The sequence below is a fragment of the Eubacterium sp. AM46-8 genome (genome assembly GCF_003466705.1).
In the GTDB taxonomy this organism is placed as follows: domain Bacteria; phylum Bacillota; class Clostridia; order Lachnospirales; family Lachnospiraceae; genus Lachnospira.
The window spans coordinates 53,088-78,886 of the sequence record NZ_QSEU01000017.1; the positions used below are offsets into that span (position 1 = coordinate 53,088).

General features: G+C 38.5%; 26 protein-coding genes and 2 tRNA genes. All 28 read left to right on the forward strand.

The window, feature by feature from the left end; all coding sequences use genetic code 11:
• The first annotated feature begins 93 nt into the window (after window positions 1–93).
• Window positions 94–1,500, forward strand: coding sequence for a hypothetical protein (locus tag DW963_RS11385; RefSeq protein ID WP_117915842.1), 1,407 nt, complete (start codon window positions 94–96; stop codon window positions 1,498–1,500).
• A gap of 14 nt (window positions 1,501–1,514) precedes the next feature.
• Window positions 1,515–2,585 (forward strand): hypothetical protein, encoded by a 1,071-nt coding sequence (locus DW963_RS11390; protein WP_117915844.1) that lies wholly within the window; start codon window positions 1,515–1,517, stop codon window positions 2,583–2,585.
• A 299-nt stretch (window positions 2,586–2,884) separates the two neighbouring features.
• On the forward strand, window positions 2,885–3,970 hold the full coding sequence (locus DW963_RS11395; protein WP_147347597.1) for a hypothetical protein: 1,086 nt from the start codon (window positions 2,885–2,887) through the stop codon (window positions 3,968–3,970).
• A gap of 92 nt (window positions 3,971–4,062) precedes the next feature.
• On the forward strand, window positions 4,063–5,493 hold the full coding sequence (purB, locus tag DW963_RS11400) for an adenylosuccinate lyase (protein WP_117915848.1): 1,431 nt from the start codon (window positions 4,063–4,065) through the stop codon (window positions 5,491–5,493).
• A gap of 24 nt (window positions 5,494–5,517) precedes the next feature.
• Window positions 5,518–6,099, forward strand: a complete 582-nt coding sequence (locus DW963_RS11405) for a flavodoxin family protein (RefSeq protein WP_117915850.1) — start codon at window positions 5,518–5,520, stop codon at window positions 6,097–6,099.
• A gap of 161 nt (window positions 6,100–6,260) precedes the next feature.
• On the forward strand, window positions 6,261–7,679 hold the full coding sequence (locus tag DW963_RS11410) for a phospholipase D-like domain-containing protein (RefSeq protein WP_117915852.1): 1,419 nt from the start codon (window positions 6,261–6,263) through the stop codon (window positions 7,677–7,679).
• Between the two features lie 119 nt (window positions 7,680–7,798).
• Window positions 7,799–7,871: transfer RNA gene (locus DW963_RS11415), tRNA-Val, on the forward strand.
• A gap of 30 nt (window positions 7,872–7,901) precedes the next feature.
• Window positions 7,902–7,975 (forward strand) — tRNA-Met (locus DW963_RS11420).
• Between the two features lie 336 nt (window positions 7,976–8,311).
• Window positions 8,312–8,932 (forward strand): DNA alkylation repair protein, encoded by a 621-nt coding sequence (locus tag DW963_RS11425; RefSeq protein WP_502694427.1) that lies wholly within the window; start codon window positions 8,312–8,314, stop codon window positions 8,930–8,932.
• Window positions 8,933–8,989: 57 nt separating this feature from the next.
• On the forward strand, window positions 8,990–10,327 hold the full coding sequence (locus tag DW963_RS11430; protein ID WP_117915854.1) for an MATE family efflux transporter: 1,338 nt from the start codon (window positions 8,990–8,992) through the stop codon (window positions 10,325–10,327).
• A gap of 201 nt (window positions 10,328–10,528) precedes the next feature.
• Window positions 10,529–11,392: a phosphate ABC transporter substrate-binding protein gene (locus DW963_RS11435; protein ID WP_117915856.1), complete on the forward strand. Its 864-nt coding sequence runs from the start codon at window positions 10,529–10,531 to the stop codon at window positions 11,390–11,392.
• A gap of 37 nt (window positions 11,393–11,429) precedes the next feature.
• Entirely contained in the window at window positions 11,430–12,422 is a 993-nt protein-coding gene (pstC, locus tag DW963_RS11440) for a phosphate ABC transporter permease subunit PstC (RefSeq protein WP_330413761.1), read from the forward strand.
• Complete coding sequence (pstA, locus tag DW963_RS11445; protein WP_117915858.1) at window positions 12,415–13,275, forward strand: phosphate ABC transporter permease PstA; 861 nt, start codon at window positions 12,415–12,417, stop codon at window positions 13,273–13,275. The genes pstC and pstA overlap by 8 nt, the downstream gene beginning before the upstream one ends.
• A 14-nt stretch (window positions 13,276–13,289) precedes the next feature.
• The gene (pstB, locus tag DW963_RS11450; RefSeq protein WP_117915860.1) at window positions 13,290–14,051 is read left to right on the forward strand and encodes a phosphate ABC transporter ATP-binding protein PstB; all 762 of its coding nucleotides are present in this window, start codon (window positions 13,290–13,292) and stop codon (window positions 14,049–14,051) included.
• Window positions 14,048–14,719, forward strand: a complete 672-nt coding sequence (gene phoU, locus DW963_RS11455; protein ID WP_353652819.1) for a phosphate signaling complex protein PhoU — start codon at window positions 14,048–14,050, stop codon at window positions 14,717–14,719. Before pstB ends, phoU begins: the two co-directional genes overlap by 4 nt.
• A complete protein-coding gene (locus DW963_RS11460; RefSeq protein ID WP_117915864.1) occupies window positions 14,694–14,927 on the forward strand; it encodes a hypothetical protein in 234 nt (77 codons plus the stop codon). Before phoU ends, DW963_RS11460 begins: the two co-directional genes overlap by 26 nt.
• Before the next feature lie 48 nt (window positions 14,928–14,975).
• The gene (locus DW963_RS11465; protein ID WP_117915865.1) at window positions 14,976–15,506 is read left to right on the forward strand and encodes a hypothetical protein; all 531 of its coding nucleotides are present in this window, start codon (window positions 14,976–14,978) and stop codon (window positions 15,504–15,506) included.
• A 594-nt stretch (window positions 15,507–16,100) separates the two neighbouring features.
• Window positions 16,101–16,310 (forward strand): sulfur carrier protein ThiS, encoded by a 210-nt coding sequence (gene thiS, locus DW963_RS11470; protein ID WP_117915867.1) that lies wholly within the window; start codon window positions 16,101–16,103, stop codon window positions 16,308–16,310.
• A gap of 388 nt (window positions 16,311–16,698) precedes the next feature.
• A complete protein-coding gene (locus DW963_RS11475; protein WP_117915891.1) occupies window positions 16,699–17,472 on the forward strand; it encodes a thiazole synthase in 774 nt (257 codons plus the stop codon).
• A 125-nt stretch (window positions 17,473–17,597) separates the two neighbouring features.
• Window positions 17,598–18,857, forward strand: coding sequence for a 2-iminoacetate synthase ThiH (gene thiH, locus DW963_RS11480; protein WP_117915869.1), 1,260 nt, complete (start codon window positions 17,598–17,600; stop codon window positions 18,855–18,857).
• 61 nt (window positions 18,858–18,918) lie between these two features.
• Window positions 18,919–19,464 carry a thiamine phosphate synthase gene (locus tag DW963_RS11485; protein WP_279310744.1) on the forward strand — a complete coding sequence of 182 codons (546 nt, stop codon included), beginning with the start codon at window positions 18,919–18,921 and terminating at the stop codon, window positions 19,462–19,464.
• Between the two features lie 119 nt (window positions 19,465–19,583).
• Entirely contained in the window at window positions 19,584–21,068 is a 1,485-nt protein-coding gene (locus tag DW963_RS13815) for a hypothetical protein (protein WP_243004330.1), read from the forward strand.
• 102 nt (window positions 21,069–21,170) lie between these two features.
• Entirely contained in the window at window positions 21,171–21,650 is a 480-nt protein-coding gene (locus DW963_RS11495; protein ID WP_117915873.1) for a hypothetical protein, read from the forward strand.
• Window positions 21,651–21,817: 167 nt separating this feature from the next.
• Window positions 21,818–22,027 carry a DUF4430 domain-containing protein gene (locus DW963_RS11500; protein WP_117915874.1) on the forward strand — a complete coding sequence of 70 codons (210 nt, stop codon included), beginning with the start codon at window positions 21,818–21,820 and terminating at the stop codon, window positions 22,025–22,027.
• Window positions 21,994–22,923: an energy-coupling factor transporter transmembrane component T gene (locus tag DW963_RS11505; RefSeq protein ID WP_117915876.1), complete on the forward strand. Its 930-nt coding sequence runs from the start codon at window positions 21,994–21,996 to the stop codon at window positions 22,921–22,923. The genes DW963_RS11500 and DW963_RS11505 overlap by 34 nt, the downstream gene beginning before the upstream one ends.
• A 7-nt stretch (window positions 22,924–22,930) precedes the next feature.
• A complete protein-coding gene (locus tag DW963_RS11510) occupies window positions 22,931–24,598 on the forward strand; it encodes an ABC transporter ATP-binding protein (protein WP_117915878.1) in 1,668 nt (555 codons plus the stop codon).
• On the forward strand, window positions 24,598–25,167 hold the full coding sequence (locus DW963_RS11515; protein ID WP_117915880.1) for an ECF transporter S component: 570 nt from the start codon (window positions 24,598–24,600) through the stop codon (window positions 25,165–25,167). Before DW963_RS11510 ends, DW963_RS11515 begins: the two co-directional genes overlap by 1 nt.
• A complete protein-coding gene (locus tag DW963_RS11520; protein WP_147347598.1) occupies window positions 25,164–25,448 on the forward strand; it encodes a hypothetical protein in 285 nt (94 codons plus the stop codon). Before DW963_RS11515 ends, DW963_RS11520 begins: the two co-directional genes overlap by 4 nt.
• Window positions 25,449–25,799 lie beyond the last annotated feature (351 nt).

Here is a 25,799-nt window from a genome sequence, read left to right on the forward strand (position 1 = left end):
TCAAGCATATGATATTGACTTAATTAAATAAACATGATAATAATAGATTAAATAAAGCGTCGTGATATTAGTATGAAGTACAGGAGGGTAGTTATGAGAAAAACACTGGTGGCGATTATGATATTATCAGCATGTGCTTTATCAGCATGTGGGAAAAATTATTCTGGAGAGGAAGTTACAACTGTTACTTATGAAAATAAATTTCCGGATTTTGTATATGATAGCAATGATTTTCAGTATTACATAAAAGATAATCATAAGGTGGCGGTAGCGGAAGACGGATATTATTTTGCGAGAAATTATAGTGTTAAGAGTGATAATATGATTAATTCTAAATATTATCAGGATGATTCGAAAGACAAAACAGGCAATTCAGACGAGAATGCTTATGGGAAAATATTATATTATTATGATGTTAATTCCGAGACGGTTACGCCGTTATGCAGCAAGATAGATTGTAAACATAATAATGTTGAGTGTGAAGCATATTTTGATGCAGGAGGAGAAAATGATGGTGGATTTGTTTATTATAAGCATAGACTATATATGATTTCATATGATGATACATCTGGAACTAAGCTGATATCCTTTGATGAAAATGGACATGACAAAAAGGAATATTGTGTAATTAATGATAATCCGGAATATGTTCCATATGGGGGCGGAACAAATGATTTGTGTATATTTAAAAATGCTGTGTATAGCTGGGGGAAAAGAACAGTTTCACTAGAATCTCAGACAATTGAAATTGTGTTATACAGGACAGATCTTAAAACAAATAAGACAGAAAAGATTATGAGTTATGAAAAATCAGCAGCGCAGAACAGTTATTTAAAAGATTTTGATTGTGATATACAGGCAGTAAAAGATACATTGTATATTAAAACATGTTCATATGATGAGAACAATGATATGTTTATATATACTATATATTGTACACAGGGGGAGAATCTGACAGAACTAATGAAATCATATGCACCAAGAGATTGCAATAAAAGAATTGAAGGAAATGAGTATGCAAGTATTAAAGGCTATGCTGTAAACACAAAATATATATATTATATAGACGAACTTAGCTCAGATAAACTTGATATAGAAGCCGCGTTATTCAGATACAATATAAAAACAGGGGAAAAAGAAAAGATATATGACCTGCCAGATACAATGGCATATGATTTGCAATGCGATGATGATTATATATATATTAACAGAGCGTTATCTTCAGGACAAAGTGGAGAATTATGTATCCTTGATAATGATGCAAAGATAATATATCAAAAAGAATATAATGGATATGCTAATCTTACAGCATGTGATGAAAGGTATATAATAATGAGTACAAACGATTCTGAAACAGCATATGATGAGTTTGTGGGGAAGGGAGAAGATGTAAGAGATGTTAATGAAAATAGTCTTTTGATGGTTATGTTGAGAAAGGACGAAATACTCTCTGAAAGTAAAAACTGGGAAATAATGTATAATGGAAAATTCATGCAATAATGGGGCAATTATGTATGGTGGAATTTAAAAGACTGTTAGACAAAAGGTTTGCTATAATTATATTGATTGTTTCGGTTGTCTCTATTATTGTATTTTATCAATTTAATAATACAACAGTAATAGATAACAATACTTATTCAACTAAAACAATTTATATGTATTATAATCAAATGCTAAAAGATTATTATAATAATTGTGCAACGATGGATAAAATAACAGCAAGCTTTAAGGCAAAAGCAAAAGTATATATGATACTGAATATGGCGGAATGGAAAGTCCTTAAAGATACTGATAAAGAAGTATATGATGCGGGGAGATACGAAGAAAAAATAAATAGATATCGGGAAACAGCTCCAGAAATTTATGACTATTTTATCGAATTGAATGAGGAAAAATTACTGGACGAATATTTAGATAATTCTGATGAAATAAAGGCAGCTCTTAAGCTGTATGATCAGAATATTGAATATGTTAATGGATATTATGAAGATTTAGATAAATATATTGCGCAGGCAGATACAATGCTCCGGTCAGGCATATATTCGGATAAATCATCATTTGCACATATTAATATTTTAAAGTCGAAATATGATATAAAAAAATTATATAATGTATCTGTTAATCCGGATAACAGTGCTGCAATAGAAGCAGTTACATCAGCAAGCTCATATATTAATATATTGATTATTATAGCTGTTATGATTAGCGCATTTCGTTTTTTTGATGACAGAAAGAACGGATTGATATATATGATATATGCATCCAGACATGGAAGAATAGCACTTTCAGTACAAAGAATTATTACACTTGCTGTTATAAGTATTTTGAGTACTCTGTTTGTATATATGTGTGTATATTCTGTTGCATTTTACATATATGGTGGACTTGGATTTTTAGGGAATTCTTTACAGAGCTGGCATGCATATTCAACAATAAGTTTTACACATACTAAAGCTGTTTTTGTTTTATATATGATTTTGCTTTCTGCGTTGGCATTTTTTTTAACAGGATTACTGGCTTGGATTATAGCTGGTATATTTAGCAATGTGTCTATAGGAATGGGGATTGTAGTAATTGGATTTTGACAGAATATATTCTGTATACAAAGATTTCAAGTAAAAGTTCATTTGTGTTCCTTAAGAATATTAACATATGGAGTATGATTTTACCGGAGCATACGCTGACTAATTATGCAAATGTTAGATTATGTGGAATTATAACAGACCGGATATATTATATAATTGTTATATGTATTATTGGCATAATTTTATTTTCTGCGATTGGTATATTGGAATCCTGCATTATTAAGGCATCAAGGAAAAGAAGTATATTTGATAATATAAGTGCCAGAATTAATACTATCTGGCAGAAATGCGTTGCACAAATGCCTCTTATTATTATGGAGTTATATAAAATACTCTGGGTAAGAAAGGGCATAGTAGTTGTATTATTTGTTATATATATTGTAAGTATCAGTGGTATAAAAAGAGGGTATATATATGACGAGAATATGATAATTGCAACAAACTATTATAATGAAGCAGAAGGAATGCAATTATCGGAAGAATTATATTGCATAGTAAATAAATATGAAGAAGAAAAAGAATACTGGGACAACAGGTTAATTGATATTTCAAATTCATTTGACATGGATTCAGGAGAGTACAGTAAAGCAGATTTTGATGAAGCAAATAAGCAGGCAGCTTTATATAAGACTGGTCTTGATGAAATACATAGAAATATTAATAATTTGGAAGAACTTAAGAAAAAAGATATAAATGGAACAGTTGTCAAACCATATATTGTTGAAGATATGTTTGGAAAAAGACTGTATGATCATGAAAGCAAATATGCGTTAATCGGGGTTATGAGTCTGGCTTTTTTATTACATGGTATTATGTCTGATGATAAAAGGCAGAATGTGACAGCATTAATTCGTTCTGCAGCATATGGGCGTGGCAAGAGGATATTAATAAAGGCATGTTCAACATGTATTGTTGTGGCAATAGTCTGGGGAATTATATTTATACCTGATATTGTAAATGTTACTCATATGTATGGCGTTAAAGATTATACAATGTTAATACAGGATTATCCTATGTTTGGAGCTATAAAGATTCCAATGTCGTTAGGACAATATATAGCTGTAATCATGATATGGAAGTATATTATAATGGTTGCAATTTCAGCTATTATAGTTTTGATTTCAGATATTTTTGATTATATGCATTCGCTGATAATATCCTTTGCTTTAACAATTACACACATATTGTATATAATAGGATTTAGCAATTTATACTATGTATCTGTAGTAACCCCGTTGCTTGTATCAGAAAATTGGAACAGAACAGGAAATCAATTTAATGGGGTAATAATTGCAGTAATTGGAATTACATGTGGGGGAATCTTATTTTATAGGAATATTAAAGAGAATCACAAGCGGTATAAAGAATTTAAAATAAAGTCATAAATTGCAAACACAAGCCTGCTATGATATACTTAACTTGTATGCGGTCTGGATGATTGCATACTTAGAATTGATATATGAAAGGCGGATACGAGATGAACGACAGATATCAGACACCACTTGCAGAAAGATACGCAAGCAAGGAAATGCAGTACATTTTCTCTCCTGACATGAAGTTTAAGACATGGAGAAGACTCTGGATTGCATTAGCAGAGACAGAGCATGAACTTGGACTTCCTATCACACAGGAGCAGATTGATGAGCTGAAGGCTCACAAGGATGATATTAACTATGAGGATGCCAAGAGACGAGAGAAAGAAGTAAGACATGATGTTATGTCACATGTATATGCTTACGGACTTCAGTGCCCTAAGGCTAAAGGTATCATACATCTTGGAGCAACTTCATGCTATGTTGGTGATAATACTGATATTATCATTATGACAGAAGGCTTAAAGCTTGTTCGTAAGAAGCTTGTTAATGTTATTGATGAGCTTTCTAAGTTCGCAGATAAATATAAGGCACAGCCTACACTGGCTTTCACACATTTTCAGCCAGCACAGCCAACTACAGTTGGTAAGAGAGCTACATTATGGCTCAATGAATTAGTTATGGACCTTGAAGACCTTGATTATGTACTCTCTACAATGAAGCTTTTAGGCTGTAAGGGTACAACAGGTACACAGGCATCTTTCCTTGAACTTTTCAACGGAGATCAGGATAAAATCCGCCAGATTGACGGAAAGATTGCAGAAAAGATGGGATTTGACGCATGTGTTCCAGTTTCAGGCCAGACATATTCAAGAAAGGTTGATACAAGAGTACTTAATGTACTTGCAGGAATTGCTGCGAGCGCACACAAGTTCTCTAATGATATCAGATTATTACAGCACCTCAAGGAAGTTGAAGAGCCATTTGAAAAGTCACAGATTGGTTCATCAGCTATGGCTTACAAGCGTAATCCTATGAGAAGTGAGCGTATGGCTTCACTTGCTGATTTTGTTATCAGTGATGCACTTAACCCTGCTATTGTTTCATCTACACAGTGGTTTGAGAGAACACTTGATGATTCAGCTAACAAGAGAATGTCAGTTCCAGAAGGCTTCCTCGCTGTTGATGGAATTCTTGATCTCTACTTGAATGTTGTTGATGGTCTTGTTGTATATGACAAGGTTATCATCAAGCATATGATGGCAGAGCTTCCATTCATGGCAACAGAGAACATTATGATGGATGCTGTTAAGGCAGGCGGAGACAGACAGGAACTCCATGAGAAGATAAGAGAGCTTTCTATGATAGCAGGAAAGAGAGTTAAGCAGGAAGGTCTTGATAATAACCTTCTTGAGCTTATTGCAGCAGAGCCAATGTTCGGTGTTACTCTTGAAGAGTTACAGTCAAAGCTTGATCCTATGAAGTATGTTGGCCGTTCTAAGGAACAGGTTGACGAGTATCTTGCTAATATTATCAAGCCTATTCTTGATTCTAATAAGGAAGAGCTTGGCATGAAGGCAGAGATTAATGTTTAATTAATAATTTGGAGGTGTTATAACATGAAGGTTGTATTAGTTAATGGCAGCAGAAGAGATGCAGGCTGTACATATACAGCACTTTCTGTCGTTGCTAAGGAATTAGAGGCACAGGGAATTGATACTGAGATAGTTGCAGTTGGCAGCAGAGTTGTTAAGGGCGAGCTTGACGCAGTTGTCAAGGAAGTTGGCGCTAAGATAACTGATGCAGACGGACTTATTGTTGGTTCACCTGTTTATTATGCTTCTCCAACAGGAGAGATATTAATGTTTCTCGACAGATTATTTGGTGCATATGGTAACGAGCTTCGTTACAAATGTGGTTCTTCAATTGCATCTGCCCGCCGTGGCGGAACAACATCAACAGTTGATGTGTTGAATAAGTATTTCCAGATTAACCAGATGCCGGTTGTATCATCTAACTACTGGAATATTGTACATGGCAATACACCAGATGAAGTTGTAAAGGACGAGGAAGGCATGCAGACAATGAGACTTTTAGGTCAGAATTTTGCATGGCTTGTTAAGTCAGTAGAGGCAGCGAAGAAGGCTGGAATTGAGCTTCCACAGGGCGAGAATAAGATAAAGACTAACTATATAAGATAATTTAAGAATAATTCATAAATATTTAATGTGATATCGAAAAGGTGTGTTGTATATATAATATATGACACATCTTTTTTGTTTACGGGAGAGCCGGGGTAATAAAAGGATAGAGATAATATTTAAGGAGAATAATCTTGAAATCTTACAACAGGAGAAAGCTTATGAAAAGAATAATTCTTGGAGCAGTGATACTGCTTGTTGCGCTAGTTGCAGCAATTGTATCATGTGCTTTAATAACTTATCACAGACAGCCAGAACTTACTGCTGACGAGACGAAGCAGCTTGATGAACAGGGCATATGGAAAGAGAGAACAAGTGTCGAGCGTGCACGCATTATCGAGGATAATGATGAGGCACTTAAAGAGCGTATAAGGATGATAAGCAATGCAAAGAGTGAGATTATACTCTCAACATTTGACTTCAGGTCAGATGACAGCGGAAAGCTGATGCTTGGAGCACTTATTGATGCTGCAGACAGAGGTGTATCGGTCAATGTTATAGTTGACGGGGTATCCGGTTTTACCAAGATGAAGGGCAATCCTGATTTTAAGGCACTTGCGTCATCAGACAATGTGAATGTGAAGATATACAATAAGGTCAATCCTTTTAAGCCGTGGCAGTCAATGGGAAGGCTTCATGACAAATATGTCATAGCCGACAGGACTAATTATATACTTGGTGGAAGAAATACATTTAACTATTTTCTGGGAGCATATCCGGGACATAAGAATTACGACAGGGATGTGCTTGTGTACTGCGAAAGTCCTGATGAAACCAGTTCTGTGAATGATGTGTTTGCTTATTATGAGAGCGTCTGGAACTATAAGGAGAGCAAGGCATTTTTAAAGAATAACAAATGTGCAGGTAATAAAAAGGTCAAGGCGGCAAGGAAAGAACTGCTTGATAATTACAACATTTATTATGCAGATAACAAAGATTACCTGACTGACACTGATTACACAGATGAAACAGTTGAAGTCAGCAATATAGCACTTCTTAGTAATCCGATAGAATGTGGCGCGAAAAAACCGGTAGTGTGGTATCAGCTTACTAAGCTCATGGAGCAGGCGGATTCGCAGGTTAAGATACATACGCCTTATATTATCTGCAATGAGTATATGTATGACGGATTAAAGAAGGTATGCGATTCTGTTGAAAATGTGTCACTGATGACTAATTCGGTAGGCAATAATGGCAATCCATTTGGATCAGCAGATTATTATGCGCATAAGGATAAGGTGCTTGGCACAGGGCTTGAAGTGTGGGAATATGAAGGCGGATATTCATACCACGGAAAGTCGGTTCTTATAGATGATGATATATCGGTGGTTGGTTCATTTAATATTGATATGAGAAGTGTGTATCTTGATACAGAGCTTATGCTTGTTATTGACAGCAAGGAGATTAATGAACAGCTTGGCGGTGCCATGCAGATGTATGAGCATAGTGCAAGAAAGGCTAATGCTGATGGCAAATACGATAATCCATATAATGTGCAGCCTGTGGAGCTTACTCCTAAGAGAGAACGCAGAATGAAGCTGATTAAGAATTTCCTGTTGTGGACGAGGTATTTGTTCTAATTAAAATTTTGTGAAAAAAGTTTTGAAAAAAGTCAAAAAAGTGCTTGACATATATCAAGTTTTAATATTATAATAGCAGAGCAGTTTGCGAGAGAAATCAAGCGAATTGTTCTGAATGTGGGGTCTTAGCTCAGCTGGGAGAGCATCTGCCTTACAAGCAGAGGGTCACAGGTTCGAGCCCTGTAGGCCCCATTTCTTTTTAAGACATTCAGTAAATATTATGGCGAGATAGCTCAGTTGGCTAGAGCACACGGTTCATACCCGTGGTGTCGTGGGTTCAAATCCCTCTCTCGCTACTATCTAAAGTGGAGGCAGTTGATGCTTCCACTTTTTTTGCGCGAGTAGCGATGAGTGAAGCCATACAATTACAGCCGTGCTTGCACGGACTGGAAACTTTGTATGGTTTCACGAGGAGCACCGCGACAACGACAGAACGAAGTTCTGGAGTATGAGCTGCTCGCGCAATCCGAGGCGATGAGTGAAGCCACGGAAAGTTTACAGCCGTGCTTGCACGGACTGGGAACTTTGTATGGCTTTACGAGGAGCACCGCGACAACGACAGAACGAAGTTCTGGAGTATGAGCTGCTCGCACAACCCGCGGCGATGAGCCAGCTCACACAGGAGGGGAATAATGACACATTTACAGGAAGAGCTGTTTAAGTTACAGGATATAGCGTACAGGGATTTTCACAGCAGCCTTATGCCGGGGGTAGATAAAGAGGCTGTTATAGGAGTAAGAACTCCGGTTTTAAGAGCATTTGCAAAGAAATTCTCTAAGACAGAAGAGGCAGGGCAGTTTATGAATGAGCTGCCGCACAAATATTATGAAGAAAATAATCTTCATATGATGCTGATTGCACAGATTAAGGATTATGATAAATGTATTAGTGAAACCGAGAAGTTTCTTCCATATATTGATAACTGGGCAACCTGTGATTTACCGCTTCCAAAGTGTTTTGATAAGAATAAAGAAGATATTCTTGAAAGGGCGAAGAAGTGGATTGCAGCAGATACCACATATGTTAAAAGATACGGAATGGGCGTTATGATGCGCCTGTTTCTTGACGAGGATTTTAAGGAAGAATATATACAGCTTGTTGCAGGTGTTAAGTCAGAGGAGTACTATGTAAATATGATGATTGCATGGTATATGGCTACAGCACTTGCTAAACAGTGGGATGCGGCGATTCCTTATATACAGGAACACAGGCTTTCTGAATGGGTACACAGAAAGTCAATACAGAGGCTGTAGAGAGTTATCGTATTACGCCGGAACAGAAGGAATATTTAAAGGGTTTAAGATAAGGTTATGAAATCAAATGAAATAGATATGACGACAGGTTCTCTGCCGAAGAAAATATTAATGTATTCAGTGCCGCTTATGCTGTCAAATGTGCTTCAGGTTATGTTCAACCTGTGCGATGTGGCGGTAGTTGGTAAATTTGTGGGACCGCTGGCGCTTGGTGCGGTAGGTTCAACGAGTATAATTATCACATTGACAACCGGTATCCTGCTAGGACTTGCAGGAGGTGTCAACGCAGTAGTCGCGCTGTTTGTAGGGGCTAAGAATAGTGCAAATGTAAAGAGGGCAGTCCACACTTCAATTGTAATATGCATGATTGCGGGACTGCTGCTGCTTTTGTCAGGACTGTTCCTTTCAAGATCGGTGCTGAATCTTATAGGAACTAAGAAAGAACTGATAGATGGCGCAGTTATATATCTTACAATATATCTTCTTGGTTCACCGGCTCTTGCCATGTATAATTATGGTAATGCCGTGTTAAGTGCAGTTGGAGATACTAAAAGACCGCTTATGTATCTTATTACAGCGGGGATAATTAATGTAATACTTAATCTGTTCTTTGTAATAGTGTGTAAGCTTGGGGTTGTCGGTGTTGCACTGGCAAGTATAATATCACAGTATATATCAGCATTTCTGATACTTAAATTCCTGTTTGGCTGTGGCAAGGATTATGGGCTTTATATGAGAAATATAGGAATAGATTCACATATAGCAGCGAGAGTGTTAAAGATTGGTTTGCCTGCAGCAGTACAGTATTCACTTTTTGCAGTTGCCAATCTCTATATACAGTCAGCAGTCAATTCATTTGACCATGTAGTTGTTGAGGGCAATTCGGCTGCGGCTAATGCTGATAACATTGTGTATGATATGATGGCGGCATTCTATACTGCATGTACAAGCTTTATAGCGCAGAATCTGGGAGCAAGAAAGCGTGACAGGATTAAGAAAGCATATCTTGTTACACAGATGTATTCATTTCTTATAGGAGCAGTGCTTGGTGCATTGCTTGTAGTTTTCAGGACACAGTTTCTTAGCCTGTTCACAAGTGATCCGGATGTATTGCATTATGGCTCAATAAGACTTGGAATAATGGGATGCTCTTATTTTATATCCGCATTTATGGATAATGCGGCAGCGGGAGCAAGAGGACTTGGCAGAAGCGTTATACCTACAATAATAGTTATAATGGGTTCTGTTGTATTCAGAATCATATGGGTGTGTACAATATTTGCAAGTATACATACACTGATGTCACTCTATCTTGTGTATGCGAGTGCGTGGGCATTTACATCTATTATAGGAACGGCATATTTTATAATAATATTCAGAAAGACTTTAAGATAATCACATACATTTTACAAAATCTTTACGAACGTGAGATTATGCATTTTACATAACATTGATAACATACCCTCTGCAAGCAGATGCAGAGGGTTTTCTTTTTTGAGACGACTCACATATCATTCGGTCAGGAAACTGATTCAAGCCCCTACGAAAATCTTCTGCTAATGCGTGCAAATAAAAAAGAGGAAGGTAACGGAAGTTATGAGAAAAGGAATTAAAAAGTTACTTACAGTTGCATTAACAGCAACATTAGGTCTTGCAACATTAGCAGGCTGTGGTTCATCAAGTGCAGATGGTGGCTCAGCAAACGGAGGCACAACTAAGGAGCTTTCAGGAAAGATTCAGTTAGCAGGAAGTACATCAATGGAAAAGATGTGCGGCGCTCTCATGGAAGCATTCATGGAAGAATATCCTAATGTAACAGTAACAACAGAATATACAGGTTCAGGCGCAGGTATCGAGTCAGTAACATCTGGATCAGTTGATATCGGTAACGCTTCAAGAGCTTTATCAGACAAGGAAAAGTCAGCAGGTATTGAAGAGAACATCGTAGCTATTGATGGTATTGCAATGATTACTGACAAGAACAACAAGGTTACTAATGTAACAAAGCAGCAGCTTACAGACATCTACACAGGTAAGATTACTAACTGGAAGGACCTCGGTGGTTCAGACGAAGCTATCGTAGTAATCGGCAGAGAGGCAGCCTCTGGTACAAGAGGAGCATTTGAGGAACTTCTTGAAGTTAAGAATAAATGTGCATATGCACAGGAACTTGACAGTACAGGTGCTGTACTTGCCAAGGTTGCAGCAACTCCAGGTGCAATCGGATATGTTTCATTAGATGTAGTTGATAAGACAGTTGCAGCTTTAAAGCTTGATGGTGTAGATGCAACAGAGGATAACATTAAGGCTGGTAAGTATACACTTTCAAGACCATTTGTAATGGCTACTAAGGGTTCTGTTTCATCACAGAGTGAGCTTGTTCAGACATGGTTCAACTTCGTAAAGTCTGACGCAGGCAAGAAGGTTATCAAGGGCGTAGGCTTAATTCTCCCAGAGTAAGCCGCGGTTAATATAGATTCTGAATGGAGAGATTGACATGGATGAGGTTATAAATGTTGGTATGAACAAAATAAATAAAACGCCAGAAGCTGTTAAGGCAACGGCAAATAGTTCGTTAAAGGGTAATAAAAAGTCAAAGCATGCAAGTGAAAGCGTGGCACAGTTTATATTCCTTATATGTGCAATAGTAGCTATCCTGGCAGTCTGCTCCATTACTATCTATATGTTCATAAAAGGAACAGAGAGTCTTAAAAGTGTCGGAATAGCAGATCTGCTCTTTAAAACAGTATGGGCACCAACGGCTACACCACCTGCATATGGAATTGTATACATAATTCTTTCATCAATTGCAGGAACAACACTTGCGATTCTTCTCGGTGTTCCAATTGGATTATTAACAGCAGTTTTTTTGACAGAGATAGCAGGAAAAAAACTTGCAGCAGTAGTTCAGCCGGCAGTTGAACTGTTAGCAGCAATTCCTTCTGTTATATACGGACTTCTCGGATTAATGCTATTAAACCCCCTCCTTTATAAATTAGAAAAGCATGTATTCGCGAATTCCACAACACATCAGTACACAGGAGGAGCCAACCTCCTGGCTGCAGTGCTGGTGCTTGCAATAATGATACTTCCAACAGTTATCAATATGAGCGCGTCAGCAATCAGGGCAGTTCCAATGAATTTAAGAGCAACATCACTTGCTCTTGGAGCAACTAAGATACAGACAATATTCAAGGTTGTAGTTCCAGCAGCCAAGTCAGGGATTATAACAGGCATCGTATTAGGTATAGGAAGAGCCTTAGGTGAGGCAATGGCTATTAATCTGGTAGCCGGTGGTTCAGTAAATCTTCCGCTTCCATTTAACTCAGTAAGATTTCTTACAACACAGATTGTAAGTGAGATGAGTTACGCAGATGGAGTACACAGACAGGTTCTTTTCACAGTAGGACTTGTTCTTTACATTTTCATAATGATTATTAACCTGATAATTACATTTATGCAGAAGAAAGGGGAGAAAGCAAATGGATAATCTTAAAGCCAAGAAAAGACATCCGGAAGAAATAGCAGTTTATACAGCAATATATGTATGTGCAGCATTTTCAGTTCTCCTGCTTTTGGGAATTATTATATATGTGTTCGCAAAGGGCGCAAGGCGTGTAAACTGGGCATTTCTTACAGGTGTTACATCAATTCTTCACGGAACTGTGGGAATTGCCGGTAATATTCTGAACACATTGATAATAATATTACTTACTATGATAATTACAACGCCAATCGGTGTAGGTGCTGCAATTTATTTAAATGAGTACGCCAAACCGGGAAAGCTTGTTACAGTTATAATATTTGCAACAGAGACACTTGCAGGAATTCCATCAATTATATTTGGCTTGTTTGGAATGCTTTTCTTCGGACAGTTATGTCACATGGGATATTCACTTCTGACAGGTTCTCTTACACTTACATTAATGGTGCTTCCGCTTGTTACAAGAAATACACAGGAAGCGTTAAAGACTGTACCTGACAGTTTCAGAACAGGAGCGGTAGGTTTAGGTGCAGGTAAATGGTACACAATCAGAACAATTCTTCTTCCGTCAGCAATGCCTGGAATTGTAACCGGAGTAATCCTTGCGATAGGAAGAATTATTGGAGAATCGGCAGCACTGCTTTTTACAGCGGGAAGTGCACATCTTCTTCCAAAGACTTTTGATGCATTTCTTGAGAAAATATTTCACTCGGGCGGAACACTTACAATTCAGCTTTATTTAAGCGCAAGCAAGGGTGAATTTGAGGTGGCATTCGGTATAGCGGTTGTACTTCTTGTAATTGTACTTCTTATTAATTTTGGTACAAAGAGGCTCGCTAAGAAGCTTGAAAAGCACTAATTTGGGAGGAATATATGAGCAATAAGATTAAAGTTAAAGTTGAAAATCTGAACCTGTATTATGGTGAGAATCATGCTCTCAAGGATGTGAGCATGGATATACAGGAAAATGCAGTAACAGCATTTATCGGACCATCTGGCTGCGGTAAATCAACATTTTTAAAGACCTTAAACCGTATGAACGACTTGGTTGACGGCGTAAGAATAGATGGCAAGGTGCTTCTTGATGGTGAGGATATATATGATCCTGCGGTTGATACTACAATTCTTCGAAAGAAGGTAGGAATGGTATTCCAGCAGCCTAATCCTTTCCCGATGAGCATATACGATAACATTGCTTATGGTCCAAGAGTTCACGGAATAAGAGATAAGAAAAGACTTGACCAGATAGTTGAGGAGAGTCTTCGTGGTGCAGCTATATTTGATGAGGTTAAGGACAGATTGAAAAAATCGGCCATGGGACTTTCAGGTGGACAGCAGCAAAGAATCTGTATCGCAAGAGCACTTGCAGTCCAGCCAGAGGTACTTCTTATGGACGAGCCTACATCAGCACTTGACCCTATATCTACAGCCAAGATTGAGGAACTGATGGAAGACTTAAAGAAGAAATATACAGTAATCGTAGTAACGCATAACATGCAGCAGGCAACGAGAGTTTCGGATCAGACAGCATTTTTCCTTGTAGGAGAGATGGTAGAGTTTGGAGATACTAAACAGATATTCTCTTATCCTCAGGATAAGAGAACAGAAGATTATATCACAGGAAGGTTTGGATGATGAGAAGTAAATTTGACGAACAGCTTGACAGACTTAATAAAGAAATGATGAAGATGGGCTCTGCAATTGAGGACTCTATACGAAAGGCAGTTGATGCCCTTGTAAGACAGGATGCAGAGCTTGCTAAAAAGGTTATGATTCAGGACGAGGAGATTGACAGGGAGCAGAAGACTATTGAGAACATCTGCTTTAATCTTCTTATCCAGCAGCAGCCGGTTGCCAGGGATTTAAGAACTATAACAGCAGCCTTAAAGATGGTTACTGATATGGAAAGAATCGGAGACCAGGCAGCAGATATTGGCGAGATAACTATTAAGCTTTCTAACCAGTCATACATAAAGAAGTTAGAGCATATCAATCAGATGGCTTCTGAGACAATGCTTATGTTAATCAGAAGTATTGAGGCCTATGTTGAGAAGGACATGGATAAAGCGAGAAAAGTTATCGCGTATGACGACGTAGTAGATGACCTTTTTGAAAAGGTAAGAGACGACCTGATTGCAATGATACAGGCAGATTCAGCTAATGGTGAACAGGCTGCTGACCTGCTTATGGTTGCCAAGTATTTTGAGAGAATAGGAGACCATGCAACTAACATTGCAGAATGGGTAATATTTGCTCTTGATACGAAGGGAGGCTTCGATGAAAATGCTTCTGAACATTTGTAAGAATACTCATTTAACTGAAAAAAGATATGAATATCTTTTCCTTCTGCTTAACACTCTTGCATGGTGTGCAATCGGATTCGTAGTGTGGGCGGTTGTAAGCATATTTGCATTCAAAGGAACGGAATGGATGTTTACATTCGTAGGATACTTCGGTCTTATCCCCGGCTTTATCGGAGGGGTTGTTGAGGCCTGGAGGAATGAAAATTAATATTGATTTATTGTGAAATTGGCATAGAATATAAGCAGAGGTGATGTTATGAAGCGTGTATGCTTATATTCTATGCATTTTGTTTTATGTGTGTTATGTGTCTGCACGATGGCTCTGGTTCTTAGTGCATGTTCTGTCAGGAACGATAAGCAGACAGGTGTGGATGATAGAATGTCAGATGAATCTGAACCTGTTACGGCTAAAGCTGTTCCTATTGAAAGAGGTACATCGGGTTCTGAAAACGAAGCGACTACTCCTTTAAAGAACGAGAAAGCAGCCAGAAAAGGCTATAATCCAGAGATGGCATTTAATTATGATGAACATGAAGATATAGAGGTTGATGATAATTATGTTGCAAGTCTGTGTGCGGAGGCCGTAAGAGAGCTTGAAGTTATGTTTGGCCCGGCAGAATTCTATATAAAGGCAGAGAATAGTGGGGAGGACAGCTACACACTTAATATTATGTATAATGGTAAAGCTGCAGAATTTGATGATGACGAGTTACAACAGATATATGCATACATAGGGCAGGAATATAAAGAAGTAAAACTCACAGACATCAATATGCAGAGCTGGTAGTTGAATAATTATCAGTGATATGTTATATTAATCAAGGCGTTGAATTGGGGACACCACTTTTCAAGACCAGCAGGTATGAAGTAAAGAGAGTTGATGAGAATCAGCTTACAGGATTCATACAGGCGAACATACAACAGGCGTCGGTAATAATAGATTTCCGGCGTATTCATATTGTGAATTTTAGAGGCAGAGCCAGCTGGAAAGCGGCTCTGCCTCTTTTTTGTAAGCAATGAGCCATGCAAGCTGAAATGTGCTTGCACAGATTTCAGCTTATATGGAGAATGTCAATAATGAACAACGAAGGTCGGAGACCGGGAGTTGTGAATTATCAAGGCTCGGGAGTAGCGAAGCTACGGAGAGACTTGGCTTACAAAAAGCGCGAGTAGCGATGAGAGAAGACATGGAAATTTCACAGTCGTGCTTGCACGAACTGTGAAATTTATATGGGCTCTCGAGGAGCACCGCGACAACGACAGAACGAGGTTCTGGAGTGTGAGCTACTCGCGCAAAAAGGCGAAGAGAAGCCATGTAAGCTGAAATGTGCTTGCACAGATTCAAACGCAAAGAATGGCGGAGAGAAGGAAAGGAGGCACAATGGTACAGATTAATGGAGAACAACAGGATGTTGCACTAGTTGCAGGAAAGACAATTCTTGCTTATGTAACAGAAGCTGGGTATGACCCGGTAGGTATTGTAATTGAGAAGAATATGGAAATAATTCATAGGGAAGATTTTGATAAAGTAAGTATTGAAGACGGAGACGTGATTGAAATATTGCACTTTGTCGGTGGCGGTCAGTTCTGACATAAAGGAACGAGTAAGAGAGTCAGATTGGACTTTAAAGCGGAGTGAGGCACGGATGAAGTCCAAAAAGGAAGTCAAAGTGCGCCGGATTGGACGTTGAAGCGGTGAGAAGGCACGATGAAGTCCAAAAGGTAAGCCAAGTCATGCGAGATTGGACTTTAAAGCGGAGTGAGGCACGGATGAAGTCCAAAAAGGAAGCCAAAGAGAGGAGGATTGGACGTTAAAGCAGTGGGAAAGCATGATGAAGTCCCAAAAGGAAGTCAAAGTGCGCCGGATTGGACGTTAAAGCGGTGAGAAGACACAATGAAGTCCAAAATATGAAAGCCTAAACATAATCACAGACAACAGGAGGATATCAAAGATGGAAGACATGACCAGAAAAGAAGACATGAATAAGAAAGAAGATAAGCTGATATTAGGAGGACATGAGTTCAACAGCAGATTCATATTAGGTTCAGGAAAGTACAATGTGAATCTTATTAAGGCGGCAGTTGAGCAGGGCGGTGCTGAAATTATCACACTTGCTCTTAGACGTGCCAATACAGAGAATAAAGAGAATATTCTTGATTTCATACCGAAGGGAGTAACTCTTCTTCCTAATACTTCAGGAGCAAGAAATGCAGAGGAAGCGGTAAGAATTGCGAGACTCAGCCGTGAGATGGGATGTGGAGATTTTGTAAAGATTGAGATTATGCATGATGCAAAGTATCTTCTCCCAGATAACTATGAGACAGTGAAAGCAACAGAAATACTTGCTAAGGAAGGATTTGTTGTAATGCCATACATGTATCCTGATCTGAATGTGGCAAGAGATTTACAGAATGCCGGAGCTGCCTGCGTTATGCCGCTTGCCTCACCGATTGGAAGCAATAACGGACTTTCAACCAAAGCATTTATACAGATACTTATTGATGAGATTGATCTGCCAATTATCGTGGATGCAGGAATTGGCAAGCCTTCGCAGGCATGTGAGGCAATGGAGATGGGAGCGGCTGCGGTTATGGCTAATACAGCAATTGCAACAGCAGGAAATGTTCCGGCTATGGCAGAGGCATTTAAGAAGGCTATAGAGGCAGGAAGAAGCGCATATCTTACAGGAATGGGAAGAGTTCTTGCAAGAGGCGGAAGCGCATCAGACCCATTGACAGGATTCTTACGTTAAATGTGGAGAGCAATCCCAAAGGTGCATTGCAAGAGATACTGGCGGGATAATTTCAGCGGAAGCATAACTTCGGGGAAGTATTGCTTGACGAAATATGAGAATATAATAGAAAAGAAGGCAGAATAATGAACGAGGAAAATCAGGTATATTTTATAGACAGTGACCAGCTTCCACCGGCTGCGTTAGAGAGAAAACATAAGTTAGAGCAGGATCCGTCATTCAGAACAGATTACATGAAATATCTTGATGACATGGAAATAATTAATTCAGATATTAAGGATAAAGTCTTAAAGGCAATGGATGAGTATGACTATGATTCATACACAGCCGCAGATGTGGAGAGGGCATTAAGCAAAGATACCTGCAATATAGAGGACTTTAAGGCATTGCTTTCACCAGCCGCAGCACCTTACTTAGAGCAGATGGCAAGAAAAGCAGAGAATGAAACTAAGAAACATTTTGGCAATACAGTGTATATATTTACACCTATCTATATAGCTAATTACTGCCAGAATTACTGCATATACTGTGGATTCAACTGCTACAATAACATTCATAGAAAGAAACTTTCATTCGAGGAAATTGAGCATGAGATGAAAGTTATTGCAGATACAGGAATGGAAGAAATCCTGATACTGACAGGAGAGAGCAGAAAATATTCAGATGTTGAGTATATTGGCGAATCAGTTAAGATTGCAAGAAAATATTTCAAGAATATCGGCATAGAGATATATCCTGTAAATGTGGATGAATACCGCTATCTTCATGAATGTGGAGTTGATTATGTGACAGTATTCCAGGAAACTTATAATCCTGTAAAGTATGAGACATTACATTTGTTAGGACATAAGAGAGTATGGCCGTACAGATTTGATGCACAGGAGAGGGCGCTTATGGCAGGCATGAGAGGAGCAGGCTTCTCGGCATTGTTAGGACTTGATGATTTCAGGAAAGACGCACTTGCAACGGCGCTTCATGTGTATTATCTGAACCGTAAATATCCACATGCCGAGCTGAGCTTAAGCTGTCCAAGACTCCGCCCGATAATCAACAATGATAAGATTAATCCGCGTGATGTGGGCGAAAAACAGCTCTGTCAGGTCCTCTGTGCATACAGACTGTTTCTGCCATTCGTTGGAATTACAGTTTCAAGCCGTGAGAGTGCGCAGTTTAGAAATGGTATAACCAAGATATGTGCCACTAAAGTTTCAGCAGGTGTCTCAACAGGAATCGGCGACCATGAATCTAAATATACAGGAAAAGAAGATGATGATGCCGGAGATGAACAGTTTGAAATCAATGATAACCGTTCATTTGACAGAATGTATAAGGATATGGAGGATGGCGGGCTTCAGCCAGTCGTGAATGAATACATTTATGTATAGAAAATATATATGTATAACGAACAGACATCTGGTGAACGGCAGCGGTGGCGCAGAGTGTACCATGGAGGAGTACATTATGCAACTTGAAAAATGTGTGGCACTGCACCCATATGCCATGATACTTCGTGAAAAGGATATGGATAGGCAGGACTACAGGGAATTTGCCAGACACATACAGGTAATGTGCAGGGAAGCTTCTGTTAAAATGTTTGTTCACAGTGATATCAGTGTAGCAGAGTATGCAGGCTGTGGAAATGTACATTTTTCAATGGAACATTTTAAACAAATGTGTGATGAACAGGCTGATGTGATAAAGGGGCTTGATTGTGTGAGCGTGTCGTGCCACAGTATTGAAGAGGCAGTGAATGCTACCCGCGCAGGAGCAGACCAGATTGTGCTTGGAACGATATTTGAGACACAGTGCAAGCCGGGGAAGATGGGGGCAGGACTTAGTTTTCTTAAAGAAGTGTGTAGAGCGGCTCATACTGTTAATCCCACAGTAAAAGTGTTTGCGATTGGAGGAATTAAGCCTGATAACATTGGGAAAGTGCTTGAAGCCGGTGCAGATGGCGGATGTATGATGTCATGGTTTATGCAACAAGATTAAAAAAATAGACAAAGAAAAACTTCTGTGATATAATTTCGCGGAAGTTTTTCTTTTTTAAACTTATTTAAACTTCATTTCGTATAATAATATATATAACTAAAGAAAGGGCAGAAAATTATATGAAAGACATGTTAAGACTAGGTACTAAAGATAGAAGAAAATATATATTTATAAGCGTGGTTGCAGTCTTAGTTATAGCATTAATAACTGTTTCGGTAATTGCTGTGCAATTAAGACATAATAAGAATGCAAAAAAGAAAAATATGGAAGAAACAACTGTACATACAATGATGGTGCAGGAAACTACAGAAGAGGAAACCACAGAAGAAGATACAACGCAGGAAGAGAGTGCTGAAGTAGTAGACAAGGAAGTAGTTGAAGATTTTTTTGAAAATGAGATATCAACAGAAAATGAAGAGGCATTTGAACTTCCGCCAAGGCAGCTTACGGACGAGTTTATCCCATATGATGGACAGAAGAGAGAAATAACATGTTATGGAGATAGTATGATGGCAGGAGCCGGAAGTGCAACTGAAGGAAAAGTAAATGGCATTGATATATATGGGTGGACTACACCTGTTACAATAGAAAATATGACTAACATACCAACACATAATCTTGGTGGTTCAGGAGAAGATTCCAGTTATATTACTTTTCGTGCTGGTGGAACTAAAGTGTATATTGACAGGGATATTACAATAAGTGAGACTGACTCAGCAATAGCACGTATTATAGATGAAGATGGAAATGTGTTTAAAGCGGATGATTATAGCGGATATGGATTTGATTATGATCCTTATCCGGGAGATATGTATATAAATGGTTATTTATGTGATGTTGATAACGCAGAAGATGGATACGTAAGTATAAAACTTACAAAGGGATATGCGGCATATGATAATACGGCAGATTATAGCGTTGTTATATATGAAAGTGAAACTGATACATATTCAAGACAGGGAGCAGATATAAAAGCAGAGAGTGATAAAGTAACAGAACATGACATAGTGATAAAAGAAACAGAGTCACAAACATCTGATGAAAAGCCAATGGAGAAGCCAACAGAAAAACCAGCAGAAACTTCAGGCGTAGAAAAAGTTACAATTTCAGGCGGAACACAGGCAATGACAAGGGCATCACAGGAAAGAAGTGCCAAAGATATATTGATACTCGAAATGGGAAGTAATGGAGGCTGGGAAAATGATTATCAGCAGCTTATTCTTCAATATGATAATATAATACTTAATTCTGGATGCAAATATTATATAGTACTCGGAGATACGGATGATCCGGCTGATTCAGTAGATGTTAATCAGGGAGAGTATGGAGAAGACGGTAATTATGTGGGAATCGGTGATACAGCATGGGAAGCAGCCTTAAGAGAAGCATATGGCGAGCATTTTTTTAATACGAGAACATATATGATACAGAACGGCTTAACAGATTGTGGTCTGGATACAACAACTGATGACCTTGAGAATTTCATGAAAGGTAATATATCTGAACAATTAAGATATGACTGGACACATTTTAACTGTTATGGATATTATTCAAAGGGAATTGGTGTATACAAGAAAGGCGTAGAACTAGGATACTGGTGTTAGATTTTTACAAGAACTATATTTGTTAAGAAAGTTTGAATAGATTGACTGTATATGTTATTATTTCAAAGTAAAATCAATAAGAAATATTAAAGAGAAATATGAATGTTTAACAAATACAGAAATATAAAAAAGATTGGTCTTGTGTTAATAGGTCTTGCCTTAGTTATATTTTTAATAACCAATGTAAGAATCCGTTCTGTTGATTCCTACAGAAAGCAGTTCAGTAATATGGCAGATTCGGGTCAGACGCAGCCAGCCAGACCAGATAATAATGATAGATTACAGAATGAAACCATCGGTACAGATAATACAAATGCCACAGACAACGGCAGGTTTGATGGAACAGGTGATGGAACAGTTTCAGATGACAATTCTGCTTCTGGCTCAACGGATAATATAACAGTTACAGATAATAATTCCGGTTCAGGTGGTAGAGAATCAGAGAGGAGTAACGGAAACGCCGTATCAGGTGGCAATGATTCAGAAAGCAGCAATTCAGGGAATAATACTTCAGGAAGTAACAATTCGGGAAATGATGATTCAGGGAATAATTCACAGAATACCAGCCGGCAGGCAAGGTAATCAGTTGTACTATAGAGATAAGATGCGATAATGCGACAGCGAGAAAAGACACTGTTAATCCGTCAATTGCATCACGTATCCCTGATGATGGAACTATACTTGAAGTTACAACATACACTGCAGTTGAAGGCTTTACTGTATATGATGTTCTTGCAGCAGTTACAGCAATGCATGATCCTGTAATTCCGATAGTTGCTAATTCTGATAAGTCGTATGTATCAAGCATTAATAATCTGTCAGAGAAGAATGTAGGACCACAAAGTGGCTGGACTTACAGAGTTAATGGAGTTCTGCCTATGATGGCGGCTAATCAGTATACAGTAAAAGATGGAGATGTAATAAAATGGATATACGTGTGCCAGCTGGGCGACAAGTAACTAAATATTCAGCATTTGCAGCAATGCATCCGTGGACGAATTTTATCTACATTACACTTGTGCTGGTGATAACCATGTTCACAATGAACCCGGTAATACTGGCGGTTTCGTATGCAGGTTCACTTGCCCTTGGAATATATATGCAGGGTGGTTCTTTTATTAAGAAGAATATTATGATAACAATTCCTGTTGTTATATTCTCTGTGTTAATCCAGCCAATTTTTAATCACAGCGGAGTTACACCGTTGTTTTATATTAACGATAACATGGTATGTTTTGAGAATATAATATACGGTGCAGTTATAAGTCTTTTATTAATTGCAGTCATACAATGGTGCAGTGTTGCAGCCAGTTATCTTTCTTCGGAGAAAATGATGTATCTGTTCGGAAGTTTTATTCCTTCTGTTGGCATGATATTTTCTATGATATTAAGAATGATACCGCTTATGAGAAAGAGAGGCAGACAAATACATGACGCGCAGATGGGACTTCGAGGAGTGGAGAATAAGAATGGCATCTTTGAAAAAATCGGACATTTTGCGAATGAATTTTCAACTCTTATAACATGGTCACTTGAAAGCTCAATGGAAACTTCTATGTCTATGGAAAGCAGGGGGTATGGACTTAAAGGAAGGACAAGCTTTAACAGATTCAGATTCACATTAAAGGATACTTTTACGATAATTATAATGCTGGTATGTTTTGTGATGGCTGTTATTCCGATAGCAGGAAAGAAGCTTGCAGTATATTATCTTCCAGTAATATATTTTACGAAATCAGGTGTTGAAGGAGTGCTGTCAGTTACAGCATTTGTAATACTGACATTGATTCCAATGATAATAGAGATAACTGGTAATGTGCAGTATAAGAGACGAAGTTCATATAACGAAAGGTAATTGCATAATGACAGACACAATTATTAATGTTTCATCACTTTCCTTCGGGTATGCAGGAAGTGACGGACTGGTACTGGAAGATATAACATTTGATATAAAGAAGGGTGAGGCTGCACTGATTATAGGTGCTTCGGGAAGCGGAAAGACTACTCTTCTTAAGATGCTTGATAAAAGTATGATGCCAGAGGGAAGGCTTAGTGGAAAGGCAGAATATTACGGCAGACAGATAAGCAGCTTAAGTCAGGCAGAAGCTGCAGTTAAGATTGGGTATGTCGGACAGAATCCTGACAACCAGATTGTTACTGATAAGGTGTGGCATGAACTGGCATTTGGACTTGAAAATCTCGGCGTGCCGAATGCAGACATAAGGCGTAGGGTTGCAGAAATGTCTGAATATTTCGGAATTACGGGCTGGTATGATAAGAATACAGAGGAATTGTCTGGCGGACAGAAACAGCTTCTTAATCTAGCTTCCATAATGGTTATGAGACCAGAGGTTTTATTGCTTGATGAACCGACGGCACAGCTTGACCCACTTGCTAAGAAGAAGTTCTTAGATACAGTTCTGGAGCTTAACAAGGATTTTGGAATAACAATTATGTGTGTTGAACACAATCTTGCGGATATCTATTCTAAAGCGGACAAAGTGCTTGTGCTTGAGGATGGAAAGCTAATATATAATGGTTCTCCTAGAAAGACAGCAGAAAGTCTTGTTAAGACAGAGAATCCGCTTGTTTACGGGCTTCCTTCATCTGTAAGGATATATGAGGGGTGTAAGAAGGATATTACATTTGAAACAGACTGCCCGCTTACAGTTAAAGAGGGCAGGAAATGGATAGCCAGTCTTAATATTAAAGGAGGCTCATATGTATCACAGGATAAGCATTACGAAACCGGGGATACAGCGGTTTCAGTTAAAAATGTGTTTTTCAGATACACTAAGAATTCTGCAAATGTACTTGAAAATATCAGCTTTGATATAGAGAAGGGCAGGATAACTGCTCTGCTTGGAAGCAACGGAGCAGGAAAGACGACGCTTTTAAGACTTATGTCAGGAATTAAAAAGCCTATATCCGGTAAGGTGAAGGTGAATGGAAGATGTGCGGTGCTTCCGCAGAATCCAATGGCACTGCTTAGTCAGATAAGTGTTGAGGAAGAGCTTGCATCGGCAGTCATGGATAAGGGGAATGTGTCTGTTAAGGATATGGACAGGAAACAGAGAATTGAATTTGTTGAGAATATGCTGGAGCGGACGGAACTTCTAAGGGTGAGAAAGCAGCATCCGTATGATTTGAGTGGAGGGCAGCAGCAGAGGCTTGCATTTGCAAAGATTCTGCTGTATGAACCGGATATTATTCTGCTTGATGAGCCAACTAAAGGAATTGACCCGTTCTTCTGTAAAAAGATGGGTGAATGGCTGGAAGAATTAAAGAATATGGGGAAAACTATTGTGATAGTTTCACACGATGTGGAATTCTGTGCATTATTTGCCGACAAATGTGGATTAATATTTGACAGAAACATAGAAAGTTACACAGATTCACACAGCTTCTTTGCAGGCAATATATTTTTCACAACAGATACTAACAGGATTATGTCCGATTTTTTCAAAGATTGTGTAACATGTGATGAAGCTGTTGAAGCGATTCACAGATGTTTAGAGGATAATAGATAATGAGTGTTAATTACATGCTTATAAGCATTATTATACTGGCTGTTGCAATTGCCATTCCTTTCTTTGCATTTGAAAAGAGGAAGCCGAAGGCAAGGCATGTTGTGATGATTGCAGTTATGTCAGCTCTTACAGTTGTTGCTAATATAATATGTGCGTATACGATACCGCTTCATGCGGGTACAGCACTTGTCATAATAACAGGGATTGCATTTGGACCACAGACAGGCTTTCTTACAGGTGTACTGTCAAGATTTGTATGTAATTTTTTTATGGGGCAGGGCGTATGGACCCCGTGGGAAATGGCTGCGTGGGGGCTGCTTGGTGTTCTTGCAGGAATTGCATTTTACAAACCGGAGCTTGTAGGATATTTTGATGATAAGAAAGAGATTGTAAGAAAGCAGGTAAGAACAGGTCTGTCAGTTATGGCTGTTCCTGTTGTGTGTATGGTTGTGTCAGAGCTTGTAGGATATATTGCGTATTTATTTACCGCAAAGCCAGGAGAGACATTTTTTGGCTGGAGGTGTATGCTTTCGGACTTGCTGGAATTATTATGGCAGTTCTTCTTATGAGAAGCCGTATACCGTGTAATTTTATCACAGTGACAATATTTACATTTATAAGTGTGTTTGTTATATATGGTGGAATTATGAATATTGCAGCCATGATGATGAACAGCACATATACGGATTCAGGCAGTGTCAATATATCATGGGAGGCACTGAAGCTTCTGTACATAACCGGAGCACCTTATGATGCAATGCATGCGGGTGGAGCGGCTGTGTGTGCATTTCTTTTTGGTGATGGACTGCTTGGAAAGCTTACGCGTGCTAGAATTAAATATGGGTTATAGAGAGCTGCTATAATTTGAAAAGTCTACTATAATAATATTTTTAGGCGATTGGGTGGGTTGATTGAGGTATATGAAGGAATTATTAAGGCGTGTGCCATAGTTAACAGTAATTCTAATAAAGAGTATAAAAGGGTAGCGTGGAAAGTAAATGAAAGAGATAATAATGTATGGATAATCCATGCTCTTGCAGTGCGATATATATAAGTACTGAAAACATATTTTATGAGGTAGTTGGAAACAGGCAGTTTAGAATGTATGAGTATGTGATAGAGTAGAAAGTATTAGAAATACGCATATAATGTGCAGTATCTGCCTTACAGGAAGCTATAAAAGAAAACTAAAGGGGGATAA

Bases quoted from the DNA above. Each gene is read 5' to 3' on its own strand.
- DW963_RS11385 (WP_117915842.1), top strand. From the start codon at position 94: ATGAGAAAAACACTGGTGGCGATTATGATATTATCAGCATGTGCTTTA.
- DW963_RS11390 (WP_117915844.1), top strand. From the start codon at position 1,515: ATGGTGGAATTTAAAAGACTGTTAGACAAAAGGTTTGCTATAATTATA.
- DW963_RS11395 (WP_147347597.1), top strand. From the start codon at position 2,885: ATGCCTCTTATTATTATGGAGTTATATAAAATACTCTGGGTAAGAAAG.
- purB (WP_117915848.1), top strand. From the start codon at position 4,063: ATGAACGACAGATATCAGACACCACTTGCAGAAAGATACGCAAGCAAG.
- DW963_RS11405 (WP_117915850.1), top strand. From the start codon at position 5,518: ATGAAGGTTGTATTAGTTAATGGCAGCAGAAGAGATGCAGGCTGTACA.
- DW963_RS11410 (WP_117915852.1), top strand. From the start codon at position 6,261: ATGAAAAGAATAATTCTTGGAGCAGTGATACTGCTTGTTGCGCTAGTT.
- DW963_RS11425 (WP_502694427.1), top strand. From the start codon at position 8,312: ATGACACATTTACAGGAAGAGCTGTTTAAGTTACAGGATATAGCGTAC.
- DW963_RS11430 (WP_117915854.1), top strand. From the start codon at position 8,990: ATGAAATCAAATGAAATAGATATGACGACAGGTTCTCTGCCGAAGAAA.
- DW963_RS11435 (WP_117915856.1), top strand. From the start codon at position 10,529: ATGAGAAAAGGAATTAAAAAGTTACTTACAGTTGCATTAACAGCAACA.
- pstC (WP_330413761.1), top strand. From the start codon at position 11,430: ATGGATGAGGTTATAAATGTTGGTATGAACAAAATAAATAAAACGCCA.
- pstA (WP_117915858.1), top strand. From the start codon at position 12,415: ATGGATAATCTTAAAGCCAAGAAAAGACATCCGGAAGAAATAGCAGTT.
- pstB (WP_117915860.1), top strand. From the start codon at position 13,290: ATGAGCAATAAGATTAAAGTTAAAGTTGAAAATCTGAACCTGTATTAT.
- phoU (WP_353652819.1), top strand. From the start codon at position 14,048: ATGATGAGAAGTAAATTTGACGAACAGCTTGACAGACTTAATAAAGAA.
- DW963_RS11460 (WP_117915864.1), top strand. From the start codon at position 14,694: ATGAAAATGCTTCTGAACATTTGTAAGAATACTCATTTAACTGAAAAA.
- DW963_RS11465 (WP_117915865.1), top strand. From the start codon at position 14,976: ATGAAGCGTGTATGCTTATATTCTATGCATTTTGTTTTATGTGTGTTA.
- thiS (WP_117915867.1), top strand. From the start codon at position 16,101: ATGGTACAGATTAATGGAGAACAACAGGATGTTGCACTAGTTGCAGGA.
- DW963_RS11475 (WP_117915891.1), top strand. From the start codon at position 16,699: ATGAATAAGAAAGAAGATAAGCTGATATTAGGAGGACATGAGTTCAAC.
- thiH (WP_117915869.1), top strand. From the start codon at position 17,598: ATGAACGAGGAAAATCAGGTATATTTTATAGACAGTGACCAGCTTCCA.
- DW963_RS11485 (WP_279310744.1), top strand. From the start codon at position 18,919: ATGGAGGAGTACATTATGCAACTTGAAAAATGTGTGGCACTGCACCCA.
- DW963_RS13815 (WP_243004330.1), top strand. From the start codon at position 19,584: ATGAAAGACATGTTAAGACTAGGTACTAAAGATAGAAGAAAATATATA.
- DW963_RS11495 (WP_117915873.1), top strand. From the start codon at position 21,171: ATGTTTAACAAATACAGAAATATAAAAAAGATTGGTCTTGTGTTAATA.
- DW963_RS11500 (WP_117915874.1), top strand. From the start codon at position 21,818: ATGCATGATCCTGTAATTCCGATAGTTGCTAATTCTGATAAGTCGTAT.
- DW963_RS11505 (WP_117915876.1), top strand. From the start codon at position 21,994: ATGGATATACGTGTGCCAGCTGGGCGACAAGTAACTAAATATTCAGCA.
- DW963_RS11510 (WP_117915878.1), top strand. From the start codon at position 22,931: ATGACAGACACAATTATTAATGTTTCATCACTTTCCTTCGGGTATGCA.
- DW963_RS11515 (WP_117915880.1), top strand. From the start codon at position 24,598: ATGAGTGTTAATTACATGCTTATAAGCATTATTATACTGGCTGTTGCA.
- DW963_RS11520 (WP_147347598.1), top strand. From the start codon at position 25,164: ATGAGAAGCCGTATACCGTGTAATTTTATCACAGTGACAATATTTACA.